The organism is Siminovitchia sediminis, from assembly GCF_042680885.1.
Lineage (GTDB): Bacteria > Bacillota > Bacilli > Bacillales > Bacillaceae_C > Siminovitchia > Siminovitchia sediminis.
Window position 1 is genome coordinate 266,666 of the sequence record NZ_JBHUEO010000005.1, and the last position, 19,818, is coordinate 286,483.

Annotated in this window: 22 protein-coding genes; all 22 read left to right on the forward strand. The window is 42.7% G+C overall.

Translation table 11 applies throughout. From position 1 onward, the window contains the following. The first annotated feature begins 14 nt into the window (after positions 1-14). The 22 genes from flgG (at position 15) to ACFSCZ_RS03970 (ending at position 19,809) form a co-directional block, all read left to right on the forward strand. A complete protein-coding gene (gene flgG / locus ACFSCZ_RS03865) occupies positions 15-881 on the forward strand; it encodes a flagellar basal body rod protein FlgG (RefSeq protein WP_380772424.1) in 867 nt (288 codons plus the stop codon). Between the two features lie 47 nt (positions 882-928). After that, positions 929-1,147, forward strand: a complete 219-nt coding sequence (locus ACFSCZ_RS03870; protein WP_380772425.1) for a flagellar FlbD family protein — start codon at positions 929-931, stop codon at positions 1,145-1,147. After that, positions 1,137-1,559, forward strand: a complete 423-nt coding sequence (gene fliL / locus ACFSCZ_RS03875; RefSeq protein WP_380772426.1) for a flagellar basal body-associated protein FliL — start codon at positions 1,137-1,139, stop codon at positions 1,557-1,559. Before ACFSCZ_RS03870 ends, fliL begins: the two co-directional genes overlap by 11 nt. A 31-nt stretch (positions 1,560-1,590) precedes the next feature. Then, positions 1,591-2,616 carry a flagellar motor switch protein FliM gene (fliM, locus tag ACFSCZ_RS03880; protein WP_380772427.1) on the forward strand — a complete coding sequence of 342 codons (1,026 nt, stop codon included), beginning with the start codon at positions 1,591-1,593 and terminating at the stop codon, positions 2,614-2,616. Beyond that, positions 2,606-3,739, forward strand: coding sequence for a flagellar motor switch phosphatase FliY (gene fliY / locus ACFSCZ_RS03885; protein ID WP_380772428.1), 1,134 nt, complete (start codon positions 2,606-2,608; stop codon positions 3,737-3,739). The genes fliM and fliY overlap by 11 nt, the downstream gene beginning before the upstream one ends. 123 nt (positions 3,740-3,862) lie before the next feature. Further along, a complete protein-coding gene (locus tag ACFSCZ_RS03890; protein WP_380772429.1) occupies positions 3,863-4,528 on the forward strand; it encodes a flagellar biosynthetic protein FliO in 666 nt (221 codons plus the stop codon). Further along, positions 4,525-5,190, forward strand: a complete 666-nt coding sequence (gene fliP / locus ACFSCZ_RS03895; protein ID WP_380772430.1) for a flagellar type III secretion system pore protein FliP — start codon at positions 4,525-4,527, stop codon at positions 5,188-5,190. The genes ACFSCZ_RS03890 and fliP overlap by 4 nt, the downstream gene beginning before the upstream one ends. Positions 5,191-5,223: 33 nt before the next feature. Beyond that, entirely contained in the window at positions 5,224-5,493 is a 270-nt protein-coding gene (gene fliQ, locus ACFSCZ_RS03900) for a flagellar biosynthesis protein FliQ (RefSeq protein WP_380772431.1), read from the forward strand. A gap of 4 nt (positions 5,494-5,497) precedes the next feature. Then, a complete protein-coding gene (fliR, locus tag ACFSCZ_RS03905) occupies positions 5,498-6,277 on the forward strand; it encodes a flagellar biosynthetic protein FliR (protein WP_380772497.1) in 780 nt (259 codons plus the stop codon). Next, positions 6,274-7,356, forward strand: coding sequence for a flagellar biosynthesis protein FlhB (gene flhB / locus ACFSCZ_RS03910; RefSeq protein WP_380772432.1), 1,083 nt, complete (start codon positions 6,274-6,276; stop codon positions 7,354-7,356). The genes fliR and flhB overlap by 4 nt, the downstream gene beginning before the upstream one ends. Before the next feature lie 33 nt (positions 7,357-7,389). Continuing rightward, positions 7,390-9,423: a flagellar biosynthesis protein FlhA gene (gene flhA / locus ACFSCZ_RS03915; protein WP_380772433.1), complete on the forward strand. Its 2,034-nt coding sequence runs from the start codon at positions 7,390-7,392 to the stop codon at positions 9,421-9,423. Then, positions 9,420-10,544, forward strand: coding sequence for a flagellar biosynthesis protein FlhF (gene flhF / locus ACFSCZ_RS03920; RefSeq protein ID WP_380772434.1), 1,125 nt, complete (start codon positions 9,420-9,422; stop codon positions 10,542-10,544). Before flhA ends, flhF begins: the two co-directional genes overlap by 4 nt. Further along, on the forward strand, positions 10,541-11,410 hold the full coding sequence (locus ACFSCZ_RS03925; RefSeq protein ID WP_380772435.1) for a MinD/ParA family protein: 870 nt from the start codon (positions 10,541-10,543) through the stop codon (positions 11,408-11,410). The genes flhF and ACFSCZ_RS03925 overlap by 4 nt, the downstream gene beginning before the upstream one ends. Before the next feature lie 48 nt (positions 11,411-11,458). Next, on the forward strand, positions 11,459-12,247 hold the full coding sequence (locus ACFSCZ_RS03930) for a FliA/WhiG family RNA polymerase sigma factor (protein WP_380772436.1): 789 nt from the start codon (positions 11,459-11,461) through the stop codon (positions 12,245-12,247). Further along, positions 12,244-12,732 (forward strand): hypothetical protein, encoded by a 489-nt coding sequence (locus ACFSCZ_RS03935; RefSeq protein ID WP_380772437.1) that lies wholly within the window; start codon positions 12,244-12,246, stop codon positions 12,730-12,732. The genes ACFSCZ_RS03930 and ACFSCZ_RS03935 overlap by 4 nt, the downstream gene beginning before the upstream one ends. A 645-nt stretch (positions 12,733-13,377) precedes the next feature. After that, the gene (rpsB, locus tag ACFSCZ_RS03940; protein WP_380772438.1) at positions 13,378-14,115 is read left to right on the forward strand and encodes a 30S ribosomal protein S2; all 738 of its coding nucleotides are present in this window, start codon (positions 13,378-13,380) and stop codon (positions 14,113-14,115) included. Positions 14,116-14,230: 115 nt separating this feature from the next. Next, the gene (tsf, locus tag ACFSCZ_RS03945; protein WP_380772439.1) at positions 14,231-15,112 is read left to right on the forward strand and encodes a translation elongation factor Ts; all 882 of its coding nucleotides are present in this window, start codon (positions 14,231-14,233) and stop codon (positions 15,110-15,112) included. A gap of 141 nt (positions 15,113-15,253) precedes the next feature. Next, a complete protein-coding gene (gene pyrH, locus ACFSCZ_RS03950; RefSeq protein ID WP_380772440.1) occupies positions 15,254-15,979 on the forward strand; it encodes a UMP kinase in 726 nt (241 codons plus the stop codon). Next, complete coding sequence (gene frr / locus ACFSCZ_RS03955) at positions 15,979-16,536, forward strand: ribosome recycling factor (RefSeq protein WP_380772441.1); 558 nt, start codon at positions 15,979-15,981, stop codon at positions 16,534-16,536. The genes pyrH and frr overlap by 1 nt, the downstream gene beginning before the upstream one ends. 520 nt (positions 16,537-17,056) lie before the next feature. Continuing rightward, positions 17,057-17,848 (forward strand): isoprenyl transferase, encoded by a 792-nt coding sequence (locus ACFSCZ_RS03960; protein WP_380772442.1) that lies wholly within the window; start codon positions 17,057-17,059, stop codon positions 17,846-17,848. A 5-nt stretch (positions 17,849-17,853) separates the two neighbouring features. After that, complete coding sequence (locus tag ACFSCZ_RS03965) at positions 17,854-18,639, forward strand: phosphatidate cytidylyltransferase (protein ID WP_380772443.1); 786 nt, start codon at positions 17,854-17,856, stop codon at positions 18,637-18,639. 24 nt (positions 18,640-18,663) lie between these two features. Continuing rightward, positions 18,664-19,809, forward strand: a complete 1,146-nt coding sequence (locus tag ACFSCZ_RS03970; protein WP_380772444.1) for a 1-deoxy-D-xylulose-5-phosphate reductoisomerase — start codon at positions 18,664-18,666, stop codon at positions 19,807-19,809. Positions 19,810-19,818: the final 9 nt, after the last annotated feature.

Below are 19,818 nucleotides of genomic sequence, written 5' to 3' on the forward strand. Positions count from 1 at the left end.
GGGAAACGAAAAAAATGTTACGTTCGATGTATTCAGGAATCAGTGGGATGAAAAACTTCCAAACAAAATTAGATGTGATCGGAAACAACATTGCCAACGTCAATACATTCGGATTTAAAAAAGGACGAGTGACATTTAAAGATATGGTCAGCCAGACGATTTCCGGAGCCAGTGCCGGAGATGGGGCGCGGGGCGGTGTAAATCCGAAGCAGGTTGGACTTGGCTCACAACTAAGTGCCATTGACACCATAGATACCCAGGGAAGTCTGCAGACAACAGGACGTGTATTGGATGTTGGAATCCAGGGGGACGGATATTTAGCGGTAGATGATGGAAATGGCGGGATTAAATATACCAGGGCCGGAAACCTGTATTTCGACAATGACGGTTATTTGGTTACAGCCTCTGGGGAATATGTGCTGGGCCTGGAGCAAACCAATACGAATAACGGTATTGGCCATCCGGTATACGATGATACAAATACTAATATTGTTGGTATGCTGAGACCGATACAAATTGCAAATATTGAAGCTGTTTCCAATTTAAGCATCGAAGAAAATGGAAGGATCAATTATACATATAATGGAACCAATATTTCTGGTGATAATATTGCCATTGCAAGATTTGCCAACAATGGCGGTCTGGAAAAGGTTGGAGATAATTTTTATATTGCTACGGCAGCATCAGGCATTCCGGCATATGGGTATCCGACAACAGGCGGAGCCGGCAAACTCGTATCCGGTACACTTGAAATGTCCAATGTGGATCTATCTGAAGAGTTTACTGAAATGATTGTAGCCCAGCGCGGATTTCAGGCAAATACAAGAATTATCACCACATCAGATGAAATTTTACAGGAGCTTGTCAATTTAAAACGATAGGCAAGGGAGGGACCCGGGCCTGGTAAATACCGGCCCAGGGCTGTTCATTGATACATATTACTAAATTAAATGGCAAGTCATTTTATTTAAATGCACTTTATATAGAAACCGTGGAATCATTTCCTGATACAACGATTACTCTGACAAATGGCCGCAAGTATGTAGTGGTTGAATCTGAACAGCTCGTGGCTGAAAAAATTCTTCAATTTTACCAATCTATTCAAATGTTGAGCAGCATTGGTGAGGAGCGTTCAAATGAAAAATAGCAAAATACTTTTCTTCTTATCCATACTTCTGCTCGGAGGAGCTGCAGGACTGCTTGTCTATGACAGGCTGGACCCTGGTCAAAAAGAAGCGAGTGCTGAACCATCGATTGATGATGTCATTGAAACATCAGTGGATATTGGAGAGATTGCAACGAATCTGTTGGATCAAAGGTATGTCAAAATTTCCTTTATGGTTCAAACAGACGGAAAAAAGGCGAAAAGTGAACTGGAAAAGCGGAAGTTCCAAGCTCAAAACATCATTATTACAGAACTGTCCGATATGAAAGCAGAAGATCTTGAAGGCAAAAAGGGAAAGCAGTCGCTTGAAGAGCTGATCAAAGTCAGAATGAATGAAGAGATGCAGCAAGGAAAAGTAGTCAAAGTGTATATTACCTCTTACATTATTTCTTAATGAGGAGCTCATACACAAGGAGGTGAAGCCGATGCCGGACGATCTGTTATCACAGGGAGTATTATCCCAAAAAGAAATTGATGATCTTATTTCTTCATTATCAGCCGGTGAAGATGCGATGCCGGCAAAACCAAAGGCGGCACCTGAGGAACTTGATAAAATTGTGAAGGTATATGATTTTAAAAGAGCACTGCGGTTTTCTAAAGATCAGATCAGAAGCCTAACCAGAATATATGAAAATTACGCACGTTTACTGGCTACTTTATTTTCAGCACACCTGAGGACCTACGCACATATTTCTGTGGTCTCTTCGGGTCAGGTGCCGTATGGGGAATACATCCGGTCCATTGATGGCATGACGTTTTTAAATGTAATTGAAATACCTCCTCTCAAAGGCCGAAAGATCATGGAGGTACAGCCCGACATAGCATATGCCATGTTGGACAGAATCCTCGGCGGCAGAGGAACGGGTATGAATAAAATCTCCCATCTGACTGATATCGAAATGAAGTTATTGACCAATCTCTTCACAAAATCGCTGGGTCCTCTGCAGGAAGCTTGGTCAAGCATTACTGAAATTGAGCCCAAGCTTTCGGAAATTGAGGTGAACCCACAGTTTCTTCAGGCAGTTTCGCCCAATGAATCAGTAGTTGTGATCTCTATGCATGCAGTGATTGGTGATACAAGCGGAACCATTAATATAGTGATTCCGCATGTTGTCCTTGAACCGGTTATATTCAAACTGACTGCCCAATATTGGATGGAGTCCGGTACAAAGGAAAGAAAACCTGAAGCGGTGGAAGCACTAAAAAACAATATTAAAGATGCGCACGTTGAAGTAAGTGCGGAATTGGGAAAAACTGATTTGACGATCAGAGATTTTCTCTCTTTAGTCACTGGAGATGTATTCCAGCTTCAAAAGCGGATCGATGAACCGCTGACGGTCAATGTGGCGGGTGTCCCCAAGTTTCTTGGGCAGCCGGGCATGAGGCACAATCATTTGGCAGTGCAAATTTTAAATATGATTGAAGAGGGAGATGAAGAAGATGAATGGTGAAAAGCTCTCCCAAGAAGAAATTGAGATGCTGTTCGCACAAGGTGTGAGTGATTCAGAAGAACCTGCGGACAGCCCAGATGAGCTTAGTGAAATTGAAAAGGATGCTTTAGGTGAAATAGGAAATATATCATTTGGGAATGCAGCTACTGCTCTATCTACGATGATGAATCAAAAAGTAGAAATTAACACCCCGACCGTCTCCATTATTGACTGGAAAACTCTCTCTGCTTCCAAAGATCCGGGGATGGCAGTTCAGGTCACATATACATCAGGGTTTTCCGGTGTCAATGTATTATTTTTGAAGAAGAAGGATGTGTCCGTTATTGCGGACGTATTAATGGGCGGTGACGGTACTTCACCATCAGAAGAAATGGACGAGATCCAACAAAGTGCTGTCCAAGAGGCAATGAATCAAATGATCGGTTCTTCTGCGACCTCGATGTCATCCTTTTTTGAGAAAAGGGTGGATATTTCTCCTCCGACATTCCATGTTTCCAACGAAACATTGGGAGAAGTGCTTCAGGAAATATCCGACCAATCTCCCTTTGCACAGGTTTCCTTTGATTTAAAAATTGGAGATATTGTTGATTCGAAGCTAACCATGTTCATTCCCGTCAACTTTGCTAAAAACTTGGTAGCCGAGTTATGGTCTCAAAACCAGGAAACCCCGGAAGCACAAGAGACACAAGAAGTGACGGCTTCCGCCATTGATTTGGCACTTGAGCAAACAAAACCTGCGGAGGAATCCTTTGTTTCTCCTGAGAAGAGTTCTCCCATTCATTCAGGGGCTGAACCATCAGATGTCCATGTACAGCGTGCGAGCTTTGCTCCGTTTGATGAGCAGGAGGAAGGACAAACAGACACCAGAAATCTCGATGTACTTCTGGATATTCCGCTCCAAGTGACAGTGGAGCTGGGCAGAACACATAAGTCTGTAAAAGATATCTTGGAGATTGGATCGGGATCCATTATTGAATTGGATAAGCTTGCAGGCGAGCCTGTTGATATCCTGATAAATAATCGCTTGATTGCCAAAGGAGAAGTCGTAGTTATTGACGAGAGCTTTGGTGTAAGGGTCACGGATATTTTAAGCAGGAAAAGCCGCCTGCAATATTTGAAGTAATCTTCCAAACGGAGACCGGTTCATGGAAAGTGTGAGGATTTTGGTGATCGTTCATCATAGAACAGGACAGAAGCTGTATGAATCACAATCAAGAAAAATCGAAAAAGAATTCAGGGAAGTTTTATGAGAAATAAATGGGTCAAATTTATGTTATTGCTTGTTGTTCTCGTGATTATCCAGCCGAACAATACCCAGGCAGCGGTGTCCGGTCCCTCCGTGGAGGAATGTTTGAAAAGTCCGGATCAATGTGATGAGGGTTCGGGGACAGTAGAACCCTCCAATCAGGAAAACAGGGAACAGGACTCTATTACCATCGGCTTTTTAGACATGGTTAAAATGATTGCTGCTTTAGCATTTGTCATTATACTCCTATATTTTTTATTGAAATGGATGAATAAGAAAAGCCAGTCTTACCAACAAAACCGTCTTATTCAACATTTGGGAGGAACTTCTCTGGGAGGAAATCGTTCGATTCAGGTGGTTAAGGCAGGGAATCAGATTTTAATTCTTGGCGTAGGGGAAGATGTTCAGCTGCTGAAGGAAATAGCCAATCCAAAGGAGCAGCAAGCCATCTTGCAGCAATATAATGACCAGCTTGAAAACAGTATTCAGCCTGCTTATGTTGTGGCAAAGGCAACAGAACTGATCAAAGACTTGAAAAAAAATAAAAAAGATGAAAATGCAGATCAATCATTTCATCAGCATTTCAAAACCGAAATGGATGAGTTAATCAAACGGAGAAAGCATGTCTTAAAAGAGTTTCAGGAGAAGGAGCATGATCAGCCATGAATGAAGTGATGGAGTTTTTAAACAGCTCTCCTGATACTGTGTCTACTTCAGTCAAGCTGTTTCTGCTGTTGACGGTTTTATCATTTCTCCCGGGTATTATAATCGTCATGACGTCTTTTACCAGGATTGTCATTGTGCTTTCTTTTGTCCGGACGTCTCTTGCTACCCAGCAGATGCCTCCAAACCAGGTAATCATTGGGCTGTCCCTGTTTCTCACTTTTTTTATTATGGCTCCTACCTTCAATGAAGTGAATCAAGAAGCCCTGATTCCTTTATTTAACGATGAAATTACACTGGAAGAGTCCTATGAGCGAGCCGCTTTGCCATTTAAAGAATTTATGAGTACGTATACGAGACAAAAAGACCTTGAATTATTTTTATCTTATTCAGGGGAGGAGCGGCCTGAAACGATCGAAGAGATTCCGTTGACGGCACTCGTGCCGGCGTTTGCTTTGAGTGAGTTGAAGACGGCCTTTCAAATTGGATTTATGATCTTTATCCCTTTCCTGGTGATAGATATGGTGGTGGCCAGTGTTTTAATGTCGATGGGGATGATGATGCTGCCGCCTGTTATGATCTCTTTACCTTTTAAAATACTTCTGTTTGTACTCGTCGATGGCTGGTATTTAGTAGTCAAGTCACTGCTGCAAAGTTTTGGTTAATGTTTATTCTTTAAATACATAGAAGGTGATGGAATGAGCGCTGAATCAGTGATCTCCTTGGCTGGAAAAGGAGTTTTTACCATATTAATTGTATCCGGTCCGCTGTTGCTTCTTGCCTTGGGAGTAGGGCTGATTGTCAGCATTTTTCAGGCTACCACCCAAATTCAGGAACAGACGTTGGCATTTATCCCCAAGATCATTGCTGTTCTGCTTGGAGTTGTTTTTTTTGGCCCGTGGATGCTGAGCAGAATGCTTTCTTATACAACGGATATTCTCCAAAATCTGACCCGGTTTGTAGGATGAAAAAATTATGGATATTGTATCAGCCTTTCCAGCATTTTTATTAATTTTTATGCGGGTGTCGGCCTTTTTCGTGACAATGCCGCTTTTTTCCTACCGTACCTTGCCGGCCATGTTTCGTGTGGGCTTTGCGTTCTTTATTTCGCTGCTTATGTACCATGCAGTAGATGCTCCTCCTATGGAAATTGATTTCGAATACTTTTTGTTAATCATGAAGGAAGTACTCGTCGGCCTGTTTATTGGATTTATAGGGTATTTGATTTTATCTGCCGTACAAACAGCCGGCAGTTTCATAGACTTTCAGATGGGCTTTGCTATTGCCAATGTGATCGATCCTCAGACAGGCGCCCAATCCCCATTAATTGGGCAATATTTATATATCTTTGCACTTCTGCTGTTACTAGCAGTGGACGGCCATCATCTATTGCTTGACGGAATTTTTTATAGCTATCAGTATATTCCGATAGATCAGGTCTCCATTGGACTTGGAAATGCGGGTATGGCTGAATATGTCATAAAAAGCTTTGCTATGATGTTTGTCATTGCCTTTCAAATGGCGGTTCCCGTCGTGGCAGTATTGTTTCTCGTGGATGTTGCGCTGGGAATTATCGCCCGAACCGTTCCTCAAATGAACGTTTTTGTCGTCGGGTTTCCTATTAAAATCGCTGTGAGTTTTATTGTTATTTTTATTGTCATGGGTGTAATTTTGGGGATTGTTCAAAACCTGTTTGACAAGATCGCTTTGACGATGAGGGATGTTATGGAAATGATGGGTGGAATTCAATGAAGCAGCTCCAGCTGGATCTTCAGTTTTTTGCAGGAGAAAAAACAGAAAAAGCAACCCCCCAAAAAAGACACGATACCAGAAAAAAAGGGCAGACGGCGAAAAGTCAGGATGTCAACACAGCAATCAGTCTATTAGCTGTTTTTATATTTTTATCATTTTTTTCTTCCCGGACCGGCCAGGTGATCCTGGATATTTTCCATCAGACCTTTAATGATTATATGCTGATGGAACTCACGGAGGAAAACATATACAAAATTGGACTCGATCTGCTTTTGGAAATAGCTGTTTTACTTGGCCCCATTATGCTGGTAGCTTTGGCGGCCGGGACAGCGGCCAATTTATTGCAAGTGGGATTTTTATTTACTGCTGAACCGATGAAGCCCAAACTTGAAAAGATCGACCCTATCAAGGGCTTTAAACGTATTTTTTCTGTTCGGGCGCTGGTGGAGCTGCTCAAATCTATATTGAAAATCAGCTTTGTCGGTTTTATTACTTTTCTTGTTTTGTGGCTTCGAATAGATGAAGTGTTTATTTTATCGCATAAATCAGTTTCCTCAGCATTGCAGACAATAGGGGGGCTGACTCTCCAAATGGGGATCAGTGCATCCATCGCTCTATTATTTCTGTCAATATTTGATTACTTATACCAAAGGTATGACTTTGAAAAAAACATCCGGATGTCCAAACAGGATATTAAAGATGAGTTTAAAAATACTGAAGGGGATCCGCTGATTAAATCAAAATTAAAACAGCGTCAGCGTGAAATGGCTACAGCCCGAATGATGGAGGAAGTTCCCAAGGCAGATGTCGTCATTACGAATCCGACACACTATGCAATTGCCCTTAAATACGAAGAGGAAAAAGCAGATGCGCCCGTTATCGTGGCCAAGGGTATTGACTTTATGGCCCAAAAAATTAAAAAGGTGGCAGAGGAACATCAGGTTGTCCTTGTTGAAAACCGACCATTGGCACAAGCTCTCTATCGCCAAGCAGATATGGGAGATGTGATACCTGACGAATTTTTCAAAGCGGTGGCTGAAATTTTGGCATATGTATATCGAATCAAACATAAAATTTGAAGTTTTGCGTTTGGAAGGAGGGACCAGCCAAAAATGAAAACTAAAGATATAGCTATTTTATTAAGTGTTATTTTAATCGTTGCCATGCTGGTCATTCCATTTCCGCCATGGATGCTGAGTTTCTTAATTATCACCAACATTTCATTAGCTCTTTTGGTACTTCTGACATCCATGAATATACATGAACCGCTGCAATTTTCCATATTTCCTTCCTTATTATTGCTGCTTACCTTGTTCAGGCTGGGGCTCAATGTATCGACAACAAGATCTATCTTATCCATTGGGGATGCAGGCGGCGTTGTTGAAACATTCGGAACCTTTGTTGTCGGCGGCAATATTTTAGTTGGACTGGTTGTCTTCTTCATTTTGGTCATCATTCAGTTTATCGTCATTACAAAAGGAGCCGAACGGGTTTCGGAGGTAGCAGCAAGGTTTACGCTTGATGCGATGCCCGGTAAGCAGATGAGTATTGACGCAGACTTAAATGCAGGTATCATTTCTGATCAGGAAGCAAAGAAACGCAGGGAAAAGGTTGCTCGCGAATCGGATTTTTATGGAGCTATGGACGGTGCCAGTAAATTTGTGAAAGGTGATGCCATAGCAGGTATCATCATTGTCTTGATTAATTTGATCTTTGGCATTTTAATCGGCATGGTCCAGCAGGGACTCCCCATCGGGGAGGCAGCTGTCAAGTATTCCATGCTGACTGTCGGAGATGGAATTGTCAGCCAAATTCCTGCACTTTTGATTTCGACAGCTACCGGTATTGTTGTAACGCGGGCAGCTTCCGAAGGAAATCTTGGTACTGATATTGCCGGCCAGCTATTTGCATATCCGAAAATTCTATATATCGCGGCAGGTACAATTCTGTTATTGGGAATAACAACACCTATCAATGATTTATTGACTATTCCGATTGCTGCAGCCCTGGCCGCAGGTGCTTATGCGCTGGGAAGAGTTCCTGAAACCCCGGGCGAGGAACATGAAATGGTTTCGGAAGAAGCTGCGGCGGAAGAAATGAAATCACCCGAAAGTGTACTGGATTTATTGCAAATGGATCCGATTGAATTTGAATTCGGCTACGGGCTGATCCCGCTGGCAGATGCCAATCAGGGTGGAGATTTGCTTGACCGTGTAGTAATGATTCGGAGGCAGCTTGCGTTAGAACTTGGGATCGTGATTCCTGTTGTCAGAATTCGAGACAATATTCAATTGGAACCCAATGAATACCAAATCAAAATTAAAGGCGATGAAGTGGCGAAAGGAACCCTTTTACTTGACCACTATTTGGCAATGAGCCCGGGAACTGAAAACACCATCCCAGGAATTGATACGATTGAGCCGTCATTTGGTCTTCCTGCCAAGTGGATAGCAGAGGAAGTAAAAGAACAAGCGGAAATTGAAGGTTACACAGTGGTTGATCCGCCTTCAGTGGTATCTACCCATTTAACAGAAGTTCTCAAAGCAAATGCACACCGGTTAATCGGGAGACAGGAAACGAAAGAACTGATTGACCATCTGCAGGAAAATTATCCAATTCTTGTTGAAGAAGTGACACCCAGTCCTTTGACAATTGGTGATGTGCAAAAAGTATTATCCAAACTTTTAAAGGAAAATGTATCTGTCAGGAATTTGCCGTTGATTTTCGAAACATTAGCAGATTATGGAAAAGTGACGTTGGATACAGATGTACTGACAGAGTATGTCAGGCAGGCGCTTGCACGCCAGATTACCAAGCAATATGCAGATGGCGAACCCACTCTAAAAGTGATTACCATTTCAGGCAAGGTGGAAAAAATGATTGCCGATAGCATCCAGCAAACGGAAAATGGGAATTATTTGGCGATGGATCCCGTTGATTCCCAGAAAATCATAGAAGCGGCTGCTGCTCAAATCGAAGAACTATCGAACATCCAGCGATCTCCAATCTTTTTATGTTCGCCTGCTATCCGGATGTATGTTCGTCAATTAATGGAGAGGTATTTCCCGCAAGTACCGATCCTTTCATATAACGAATTGGAAGCTGATGTAGAAGTTCAAAGTATCGGGATGGTGAATGTTTCATGAGTATAAAGAAAATTATGGCCCCTACCATGCCGGAAGCTTTTCAAAAAGTAAAAGATGAAGTAGGGGAAGATGCCGTGATTTTAAGCTCGAGGGTTGTATGGACGAAAGGGGTTCTGGGTTTTTTTAAGAAAAAGCAGTTTGAGGTGGTTGCAGCGTTAGATAATCAGCATGACTTGGGGAAAAAGCAAGCCTTGCCCAATTTTCATGAAGAACAAAGTACTCCGGGTATAATAGAAAAAATACAAGAAAGCCAAGTTTTATCAGAACTGGCAGAATTAAAGAAGTTGGTTGCAAAAGAAAGCCCGCCGTCACCATCTTACCTAACTTCTTATCCAGAACCGGTTCAGCAGACAGTCAAAATGTTATTGGAACAAGAAGTTGATCACAGTCATGCGATGAAAATCGGCGACCAGCTTTTGGCTCGATGGCGTCAATCAAAAGAAGAACCCACTATTAAAGACATGGTGGAGGAAGCGAAATCCATTCTCTCCTCTCAATTGAACAGGATTGGTTTTACGAAAGATGACCATAAAAAATTCATTGCATTGGTGGGGCCTACAGGAGTGGGGAAGACGACGACGCTGGCAAAAATGGCTGCTCATGCCGCATTGGAACAAGAAAAAAAAGTGGCATTTATTACACTGGATACGTATCGAATAGCAGCGATTGAACAGCTGAAAACATATGCAGGCCTGCTGAATGTACCGGTGAAAGTGGCCTATGAAGCCGAAGATTTTGTAGAGGCGGCGAAAGGGTTTTCTGATTATGACCATATTTTTATTGATACAGCCGGAAGAAATTATCGGGATAAAGATTTTGTCAACGAATTAAATCAGATGTTAAAGCTTGAAGAAGAACTGGATATTTACTTGGTGCTGTCTGTCACCATGAAAGAGAGAGATCTCGCCCCCATCTTGGATAACTTTCAACAGTTGCAGGTCAGCCGGCTGATTTTTTCTAAAGTGGATGAAACAAACGTATTCGGCTCGATGTTGAATATCATGTGGGACTATCAGCTTGCAGCGGCATATGTGACAACGGGACAAGAGGTCCCGGACGACATCGTTCAGGCGGATCCTCCATTGTTTATCAACTATCTCTTGGGAGATGGAAAAGAATGAAGGGAGATCAGGCCGAAAATCTTCGCCATAGAATGTTCAGCAGGCATATAAGAAAAAAAGCACGCACTTTGGCAGTTGTCAGCGGCAAGGGCGGAGTAGGCAAGTCCAATATATCCAGTAATTTGGCAGTTATTCTGACGAAGCAAGGTTTTAACGTGCTTGTGGTAGACCTGGATATCGGAATGGGAAATATTAATCTCTTACTGGGGGGCTCAGCTGCCAAGACAATGGCGGATTTCATCTATAGACAGGAACCGTTAAGTGAAATTGTCGAATTGGGTCCGGGAGGCGTTTCATTTATTGCGGGCGGGAATGGATTCCTTGAAGCAGTTGATCTTGATGATACGACCATCGACCGTATGTTTTATGGTTTTAAACGTATGGAGGAAATATACGATTATATTATATTTGATATGGGAGGCGGAGCCGGCCAATGGATGCTGCGTCTTTCATTAGCTGCAGATGAAGTGATTGTGATTACAACACCGGAGGCTACAGCGATTATGGACTCCTACTCTATGATGAAGCTTGTTCATCGTGTCCGCCCGGATGCTCGGCTTCTTGTAATATGCAATCGTGCAGATCATGTTAAACAGGGGATTGAAACATTCAGGCGCCTTCAAAAGGCGATGAAAAGCTTTCTCCAAAAAGAGATCCATTTACTGGGAATCCTGCCGGAAGACCCAAGCATGAGAAAAGCCGTCTTGGCTAACCGTCCTGTATATTTGGAATTTCCAAAAGCGTCTATTTCGAAAAGCCTGGAAAAAATTGCTCTTTCATTGACTGAAGCAAATCCCGGTAAGAATCCGGTTTACATGAAAGACTCATTTATTACGAGATTACAAAGGTTATTTTATAGTCGTTAACAGATATGTTTGTATTTGGAACATACTTCGTTAAAGGAGGGGATGCAAATGACGCTTACACTACCCATGGATGAGCAAACTCATTGGAAGCGCTGGAGAGAGTCAAGGGATTCAGAATCAGGCAGCGAGCTGGTCAAAAAATATATGCATCTGGTTACTTATCATGTGCAGCGCATCTCAGCCCATTTACCTTCAAATGTATCAAGAGAGGAATTAAAAAGCCTGGGGACGTTGGGCTTGCTTGATGCTTTGGATAAATTTGATTTAAGCCGCAATTTAAAATTTGATACATATGCCTCTTTTAGAATTAGAGGTGCCATTATAGACGGATTAAGGAAAGAGGACTGGCTTCCCCGAAATACACGGGAAAAAGTAAAAGAAATTGAAAGTGTACAAAATAGCCTGGAACAATCCTTGATGCGGCATGTCACAGCGGAAGAAATTGCACAGAAGATGGGAATTCCTGAAATGGAAGTTGTAAAGACGATGAATGAGTATTTTTATGCCCAAGTATTCTCGATTCATGAGCATGCACCCGGTGAAGATGACGAAGACCATCACACGTATGTCATAAAAGATGAGCAGACACCGACACCCGAAGAACAAATGGTGAAAAATGAATGGCTGGACGAAATGGCAGAGGCCATCGCAGAACTTTCAGAGAAAGAGCAGCTGGTTCTAAGCTTATTTTATGATGAAGAACTTACGCTCACGGATATTGGGCACATCCTTGAGCTGTCCACCTCCAGAATCTCACAAATCCATTCCAAAGCGCTTTTTAAATTAAGGCGGCAATTATTCAAAGCAGATCAACGTAAAGTAGTGATGCATTCATGACCGGGACTCTAATATTTATATTATTTTTGCTAAACATCCTGCTAGTCTTTGCAGTAGTTCTGCTTTATATGCGCCAAAACCGCCTGGTGGAAATGGAGCAGAGACAACAACAGCTTCTGGAGGAGTCAGAGCACGCGATGGCTGCACTGCTGGAGGAAATAAAAGATGAAAATGAAAATCTCATTCGCAGGCTTTACGGGCTGAATGATCATTTGGCTAGTACAGAACAACAAGGTGATGAGAGGAAATCAGAGACCGGTTCCGTCGTTGAACCGGAGGCCGAGGAGAGCCCCTTACAACCGCCGGAAAACATAGAGACACCATTTGTAGAAGTCGTCCTATCCGGCGATAAAGAAAAGCCTGAGGAAATTCCGCTCCGCGATCAGGTAGAAATGTTGGCTAAGGAAGGGTGGTCGATCTCTGAGATTGCTAAAAAGCTAAGAAAAGGAAAAACTGAAATTGAGCTGCTTATGAAACTGCAGTGAGTTCAGGGGCGGGAAGGTACTGCGCTGATTCCGCGCCCGGCCCTAAAGGTCATAATCCTGCAAGGGAGAAGTTGTACTCCTGCGGCGCAGTTTTTCAATGAAGCTAAGCTCACTCGTCGCAAAGCTACAGGAAGTATTTCAATGAAGCTTCTCACGATGTAATTGTAATCAGCTGCTTGGCTGAAAAGCTGCCCCTCGGAAATCACCTTATGCTTGTCGGGGCTGGTCAAGGCGCCTCCGCTTTTCCTGTTGTCCAGCTCCGGGCGGCAGGGGCTCGAGGTCGCTTCGAAAAACCAATGAAGGCAAAGAGCGGCCTTCCTTGGTTTTCCTCCAGCGCTAGTCGCCGATGAGCAGGGGCCCTCCGCTTTTCTTGTTGTCCAGCTCCGGGCGGCAGGGGCTCGAGGTCGCTTCGAAAAACCAATGAAGGCAAAGAGCGGCCTTCCTTGGTTTTCCTCCAGCGCTAGTCGCCCCTAACCAGCCGCCCTCCGCTTTTCTTGCTTGATTATCGTTTTTGGTTATGCTATAGTGTTTGAGGGTATGATTACACACGTTTCATGATTCTGCGACAGGGTGCTGTTATGAGAAAATAACAGTCTTTCCGGAAGATGAGTGAAACGGAGGAAAAAACCAAGGAGGAAACATACTATGTCTATTATTTCTATGAAGCAATTGCTTGAAGCCGGCGTACATTTCGGACACCAGACTCGCCGTTGGAATCCAAAGATGAAAAAATACATCTTTACTGAGAGAAACGGTATTTACATTATTGACTTGCAGAAGACTGTCAAAAAAGTAGAAGAAGCTTATAACTTTATGAGAGAGCTTGCTGAAAACAACGGGAAAGTTTTGTTTGTTGGAACAAAAAAACAAGCTCAGGAATCTGTTAAAGAAGAAGCAGAACGCGCAGGACAATATTATGTAAACCATCGCTGGCTTGGCGGAACATTAACAAACTTTGAAACGATTCAAAAGAGAATTGAACGATTAAAAGCGATTGAGAAAATGGAAGAAGATGGAACTTTTGACGTTCTTCCGAAAAAAGAAGTGGTCATGCTAAATAGAGAGCGCGACCGCCTTGTTAAATTCTTGGGCGGCATTAAAGATATGAAGGCTCTTCCGGATGCAATGTTTATCATTGATCCAAGGAAAGAGCGTATTGCGGTTGCAGAAGCGCGTAAATTGAATATCCCGATTGTGGGTATTGTAGATACAAACTGCGATCCGGATGAAATTGATTATGTCATACCGGCTAATGATGACGCCATTCGTGCAGTTAAGTTGCTTACTTCCAAAATGGCGGATGCCATTTTAGAAGCTAAATACAGCGAAGAGCCTGAAGAAGGTGCAGAGGAAGAAGAGACTACTGAAGCTGCTCAAGCATAATCGTCATAGTTAGAACGCCTTTCGTGAGGCGCATGAAAAGGTGATAAGTGTAGTACACTTTGTCACCTTTTTTCAAACAATCTAGTCTTTTTCACACATGAAGGAGGAAATACAAATGGCAATAACTGCTCAAATGGTTAAAGAATTGCGTGAAAAAACAGGTGCGGGTATGCTTGATTGCAAAAAAGCCCTGACTGAAACAAACGGAAATATGGAAGAGGCTATCGATTTTCTAAGGAAAAAAGGCATGGCTTCTGCAGCCAAGAAGGCTGACCGCATTGCAGCGGAAGGTATTACGCATATTTTAAGCAAAGGCAACGATGCAGTAATCGTCGAAGTCAATGCAGAGACTGACTTTGTTGCTAAAAATGAAAACTTCCAACAGCTTGTTAAAGAATTGGCTGAACATCTGCTGGAAAACAAACCTGCCTCTTTAGAAGAAGCTATGGATCAAAAAATGAGCAGCGGAGAATCCGTATCCGAGTATATTAACAGCGCAATTGCTAAAATTGGTGAAAAAATCACTCTTCGCCGATTTGAAGTGAAAACAAAGTCTGATAACGGAGCTTTCGGTGAATATCTGCATATGGGCGGCCGCATTGGCGTGCTTGCTGTTCTTGAAGGAACTACAGACCAAGAAGTAGCGAAAGATGTAGCCATGCATATTGCTGCGATCAATCCAAAATATGTTTCACGCGAACAAGTTTCCGAAGATGAAATTGCACGTGAACGCCAAGTTCTGACAGAACAGGCTTTGAACGAAGGAAAGCCTGAAAAAATTGTTGAAAAGATGGTTGAAGGCCGTCTTGGAAAGTTTTTTGAGCAAATCTGTCTTGTAGATCAGGCGTTTGTTAAAAACCCTGATGAAAAAGTAGGTAAGTTTCTGAAGTCCAAAGGCGCAGAAGTTGTGGACTTCGTCCGTTATGAAGTAGGCGAAGGCATGGAGAAACGCCAAGAAAACTTTGCTGAAGAAGTAATGAACCAAACAAAGAAATAATGGTTAGGTGGGCTTCGCCTGCGCTACTGGTTAATTAAGCAGATCATACTTTCCGGATTTGGAAAGAAAATCGGGGAACACGTTGTGTTCCCCTTTTAAGAAAGTCATGATACATATTAATAGGGATTATTGGAGGTTCAGATGGATACCCCGAAATATAAAAGAATTGTACTTAAATTAAGTGGTGAGGCACTGGCCGGGAATCAAGGGTTTGGAATCAACCCGGCTGTGATCAAATCCATTGCCGAACAGATTAAAGAAGTTGCTGAGCTTGATGTGGAAGTTGCTGTAGTCGTTGGCGGCGGAAACATTTGGCGTGGAAAAGTAGGCAGTGAAATGGGCATGGACCGTGCTACTGCTGACTACATGGGGATGCTGGCAACTGTCATGAATTCCTTGGCTTTGCAGGATAGCTTGGAACAACTGGGTATCGAAACCCGAGTCCAAACCTCCATTGACATGATTCAAGTGGCTGAGCCGTATATCAGGCGACGTGCCATCCGCCACTTGGAAAAGAAACGTGTTGTTATCTTTGCTGCGGGCACCGGGAATCCATATTTTTCTACCGATACTACTGCTGCTCTCAGAGCTGCGGAAATCGAAGCGGATGTTATTTTAATGGCAAAGAACAATGTGGACGGGGTTTACAATGCAGATCCTAAACTTGATAAGGATGCCATTAAGTATGAACAGCTTTCCTATTTGGATGTGTTAAAAGAGGGACTTGCTGTTATGGATTCTACTGCATCCTCGCTCTGTATGGATAATGATATACCACTTATTGTCTTTTCTTTCACTGAAAAAGGAAATATAAAACGTGCCGTAATGGGGCAGCCCATTGGAACGATTGTCAGGGGGAAAGAATAATGCCGAATCAAATTATTGCCAGTACAAAAGAAAAAATGGGAAAAGCCGTTCAGGTATACAGCCGTGAATTAGCAAGTATTCGTGCAGGCCGGGCCAATGCGTCTTTATTGGACAAAATCACGGTTGATTATTATGGTGTTCCGACACCAGTCAATCAAATGGCGACTATCTCAGTGCCTGAGGCTCGTCTTCTGGTGATCCAGCCTTACGATAAATCCACTTTGGGTGATATTGAGAAAGCTATTTTAAAATCCGACCTGGGCTTGACACCCACCAATGACGGATCTTTGCTGAGAATTTCCATTCCTCAGCTAACAGAAGAAAGACGTAAGGATCTCGTCAAGCAAGTACGCAAAGAAGCCGAAGATGCAAAAGTTGTAATTCGAAATATCCGGCGGGATGGTAATGAGGACCTGAAGAAGCTAGAAAAAAATGGTGAGATTTCAGAAGACGATCTTCGCGGTTATGCAGATGATATTCAAAAGCTGACGGATGAACATATCAAGAAAATTGATGAGCTGACGAAAGAAAAGGAACAAGAAGTCATGGCTGTATAATCCGAATAATGAACGACTCAGATCCCTCCTGACACGGAGGGGTTTTTCGTTTTAGGTACATAAAGAATAACCTTATCTAAGTACTTTGCTTTATACGAGTGGATACATCCCGGCATACAGGAAGTATTCTTCCAGGCGCAGATGAAAGGACAAGGCTAATATTTTGAGAGTTTTCATTGCAGGGGAATATTTGCGTGTGAGCCTGTTGAAAAAAACAGGAAGAAACGCTTTGAGACGTCATGGGGACATCGTTGAATGGGACAGCATCTGCTAAGGGATGGCGGGTTCTTGCACAGGAAAAATGGTTAGTCTTACTAAAGCAGCAGAAACATTCAACTGTCTTGCTATAGGTGCTTAATCTCATCAGCATCGCCTTGTTCTTATCACTTATATCTGGATATTTTTCGGTTATAAAATGGTTTTAAATAAAATAATCATTATAGAATCATATCCCTGGAAAACTTGATATGCTAAAATATGTTTGACGCACAGAAGAATGCTTTCTGACGGAGGACTAATTATGTTCAATAAAATGAAGTTATGGAATACTTCAAAAGAGAAAGAAATATATGGTGAACGCATAGACAAAATCCTTTCCCATCCGATTCCCCGGCATGTGGCGATTATCATGGACGGCAATGGGCGCTGGGCAAAAAAAAGAACTCTTCCCCGGGTAGCCGGCCATCGTGAAGGGATGAAGACTGTTAAAAAAATAACGAAATCGGCCAATCGTCTGGGAGTCAAAATATTAACTCTCTATGCCTTTTCAACGGAAAATTGGAAACGGCCCAAGCCCGAAGTGGATTTTCTGATGAAGCTTCCAGAGCAGTTTTTGGACAGCTTCCTGCCAGAATTAATAGAAGAAAATGTTAAAGTATCAACGATGGGAAATATCGAGCAGTTGCCTGCCAGTACCGTTAAAGCTGTGAAAGAAGCTGTTGAAAGAACCAAAAACAACGACGGCCTTATATTGAATTTTGCATTAAATTATGGAAGCCGCTCTGAAATGATTGCAGCGATTAAACATCTTTCACATGATATAAAAAATGGAACACTTAAAGAAGAGGATATCGATGAACAATGCTTTTCTCAATATTTAATGACCGACAGTCTGGGAGATCCGGATCTATTGATCAGAACGAGCGGTGAATTAAGGCTGAGCAATTTTATGCTTTGGCAGCTTGCCTATACAGAATTGTACTTTGTTGATGTGCTTTGGCCGGATTTTTCTGAAGAACATTTGTTGGAAGCGGTGGAATCGTATCAGAACCGCTCCAGAAGGTACGGCGGATTAATTGGCGAGGAGATATAATAAAAATGAAACAAAGAGTGGTCACAGCCATCACAGCCATGATCATATTCCTCCCGCTTTTATATATTGGCGGGATTCCTTTCATCATCCTGGTATATGCAATGGCAACGATCGGATTATATGAATTATTAAAAATGCGGCATTATCCGTTTTTTTCCGGACAGGGCATCATGTCTATGATTCTGCTTTGGATCATTCTCCTGCCGGGAACTTGGTTTGAATCAGGGCATGGAGCTGATATAAAAATTAAGGCGGTTATCTTGGGTGTCCTGTTGTTTTTGGCATATACTGTATTAAGTAAAAATAAATTTAATTTCGATGACGCAGGTTTTATTATGCTAAGTGTGCTATATGTCGGAATTGGCTTCCATTTTCTTATAGAGACACGTGAAGCGGGTCTTACCTATTTGCTTTTTATATTGTTTGTTGTTTGGGGAACTGATTCAGGTGCTTATTTCGTTGGCAAATCTCTGGGTAAAAGAAAGCTCTGGCCTGAAATCAGTCCCAATAAAACTATTGGGGGATCCATAGGCGGAATTTTCATTGCCTTACTGATAGCTCTCCTCTTTTTTAGTTTTACGACACTGGATATACCGCTGCTACAATTGCTGGGCGTTACAATTATCCTCTCAGTTTTTGGACAATTGGGCGATCTCGCTCAATCCGCATTCAAACGCCACTACGGTGTAAAAGATTCCGGAAACATCATGCCCGGACACGGGGGAATTTTGGACAGGTGCGACAGCTGGCTTTTTGTTCTGCCTCTTGTCCACTTATTGCAAATTATTTAATTGTCGCCATTGGGAGTGAAAAGTTTGAAATACATCAGTTTATTGGGGGCTACCGGTTCCATTGGGACTCAGACGCTTGAATTGATCAGGGAGCACCCCGGGCATTTTCGGCTGGCTGCCTTATCAGCCGGGAAAAACATTGATCTTGTCAGAAAAATTATTGAAGAGTTCGAACCGAAGCTCGTATCTGTCCAAACGAAAGAAGATGCTGATACCCTTCGATCCGAATTCTCCTCAAAAATTACATTTGTACACGGCGAGGAAGGACTTATTGAAGCAGCCGTTTATAAAGAGTCTGATATTATACTGAATGCCGTTATTGGCAGTGTTGGCCTCACCCCTACGCTTCAGGCCATTGAAGCGGGCAAAACGATAGCCATAGCCAATAAAGAGACCTTGGTCACGGCGGGTCATCTCGTCATGGGAGCAGCCAAAGAAAAAAATGTAGAGATTTTACCTGTTGACAGTGAACACTCAGCGATTTTTCAATGTCTGCAAGGGGAAGACACGAAGGAAATATCCAGGCTCCTGATCACTGCCTCAGGAGGGAGTTTCCGGGACCTGAATCGGGACGAATTACAGAGTGTTACACTCGAGCAGGCATTAAACCATCCAAATTGGTCCATGGGTTCCAAAATTACCATTGACTCTGCTACAATGATGAACAAAGGGCTTGAGGTGATTGAGGCCCATTGGTTATTTGACCTGGAATATGAAAAAATTGATGTGTTGCTGCATCGTGAGAGTATTATCCATTCATTAGTGGAATTTCATGACAGCAGTGTGATCGCTCAATTGGGAACACCCGACATGAGAGTTCCTATTCAATACGCCCTTACTTACCCGAAACGATTGGCTTTACAGTCAGCAAAGAAACTTGATCTGACCGAAATAGGCCGGCTGCATTTTCAGAAGATGGACATGGACCGCTACCGATGCCTGCAATATGCTTATGATGCGGGACGCTCAGGAGGTACGCTTCCAACTGTATTAAATGCGGCGAATGAAGCGGCAGTCCACGCATTTCTTGAGCGAAAAATTTCTTTTATACGAATTGAAGAACTCATTGAAAAAGCTATGGAACGTCATGAAATCATCCGTAACCCCGATCTCTCTGCCATTCGGGAAGTTGACAGGGAAACTAGACAGTTTGTTCACACACTCCTTTAAAAGGTGGTT

Excerpts from the sequence above, each read along its gene's own strand:
- ACFSCZ_RS03965 (WP_380772443.1), top strand. The coding sequence starts at position 17,854 with ATGAAACAAAGAGTGGTCACAGCCATCACAGCCATGATCATATTCCTC.
- fliQ (WP_380772431.1), top strand. The coding sequence starts at position 5,224 with ATGAGCGCTGAATCAGTGATCTCCTTGGCTGGAAAAGGAGTTTTTACC.
- ACFSCZ_RS03930 (WP_380772436.1), top strand. The coding sequence starts at position 11,459 with ATGACGCTTACACTACCCATGGATGAGCAAACTCATTGGAAGCGCTGG.
- ACFSCZ_RS03960 (WP_380772442.1), top strand. The coding sequence starts at position 17,057 with ATGTTCAATAAAATGAAGTTATGGAATACTTCAAAAGAGAAAGAAATA.
- ACFSCZ_RS03890 (WP_380772429.1), top strand. The coding sequence starts at position 3,863 with ATGAGAAATAAATGGGTCAAATTTATGTTATTGCTTGTTGTTCTCGTG.
- flhF (WP_380772434.1), top strand. The coding sequence starts at position 9,420 with ATGAGTATAAAGAAAATTATGGCCCCTACCATGCCGGAAGCTTTTCAA.
- fliM (WP_380772427.1), top strand. The coding sequence starts at position 1,591 with ATGCCGGACGATCTGTTATCACAGGGAGTATTATCCCAAAAAGAAATT.
- flhB (WP_380772432.1), top strand. The coding sequence starts at position 6,274 with ATGAAGCAGCTCCAGCTGGATCTTCAGTTTTTTGCAGGAGAAAAAACA.
- frr (WP_380772441.1), top strand. The coding sequence starts at position 15,979 with ATGCCGAATCAAATTATTGCCAGTACAAAAGAAAAAATGGGAAAAGCC.
- flhA (WP_380772433.1), top strand. The coding sequence starts at position 7,390 with ATGAAAACTAAAGATATAGCTATTTTATTAAGTGTTATTTTAATCGTT.
- ACFSCZ_RS03935 (WP_380772437.1), top strand. The coding sequence starts at position 12,244 with ATGACCGGGACTCTAATATTTATATTATTTTTGCTAAACATCCTGCTA.
- fliL (WP_380772426.1), top strand. The coding sequence starts at position 1,137 with ATGAAAAATAGCAAAATACTTTTCTTCTTATCCATACTTCTGCTCGGA.
- pyrH (WP_380772440.1), top strand. The coding sequence starts at position 15,254 with ATGGATACCCCGAAATATAAAAGAATTGTACTTAAATTAAGTGGTGAG.
- flgG (WP_380772424.1), top strand. The coding sequence starts at position 15 with ATGTTACGTTCGATGTATTCAGGAATCAGTGGGATGAAAAACTTCCAA.
- ACFSCZ_RS03925 (WP_380772435.1), top strand. The coding sequence starts at position 10,541 with ATGAAGGGAGATCAGGCCGAAAATCTTCGCCATAGAATGTTCAGCAGG.
- tsf (WP_380772439.1), top strand. The coding sequence starts at position 14,231 with ATGGCAATAACTGCTCAAATGGTTAAAGAATTGCGTGAAAAAACAGGT.
- rpsB (WP_380772438.1), top strand. The coding sequence starts at position 13,378 with ATGTCTATTATTTCTATGAAGCAATTGCTTGAAGCCGGCGTACATTTC.
- fliP (WP_380772430.1), top strand. The coding sequence starts at position 4,525 with ATGAATGAAGTGATGGAGTTTTTAAACAGCTCTCCTGATACTGTGTCT.
- fliY (WP_380772428.1), top strand. The coding sequence starts at position 2,606 with ATGAATGGTGAAAAGCTCTCCCAAGAAGAAATTGAGATGCTGTTCGCA.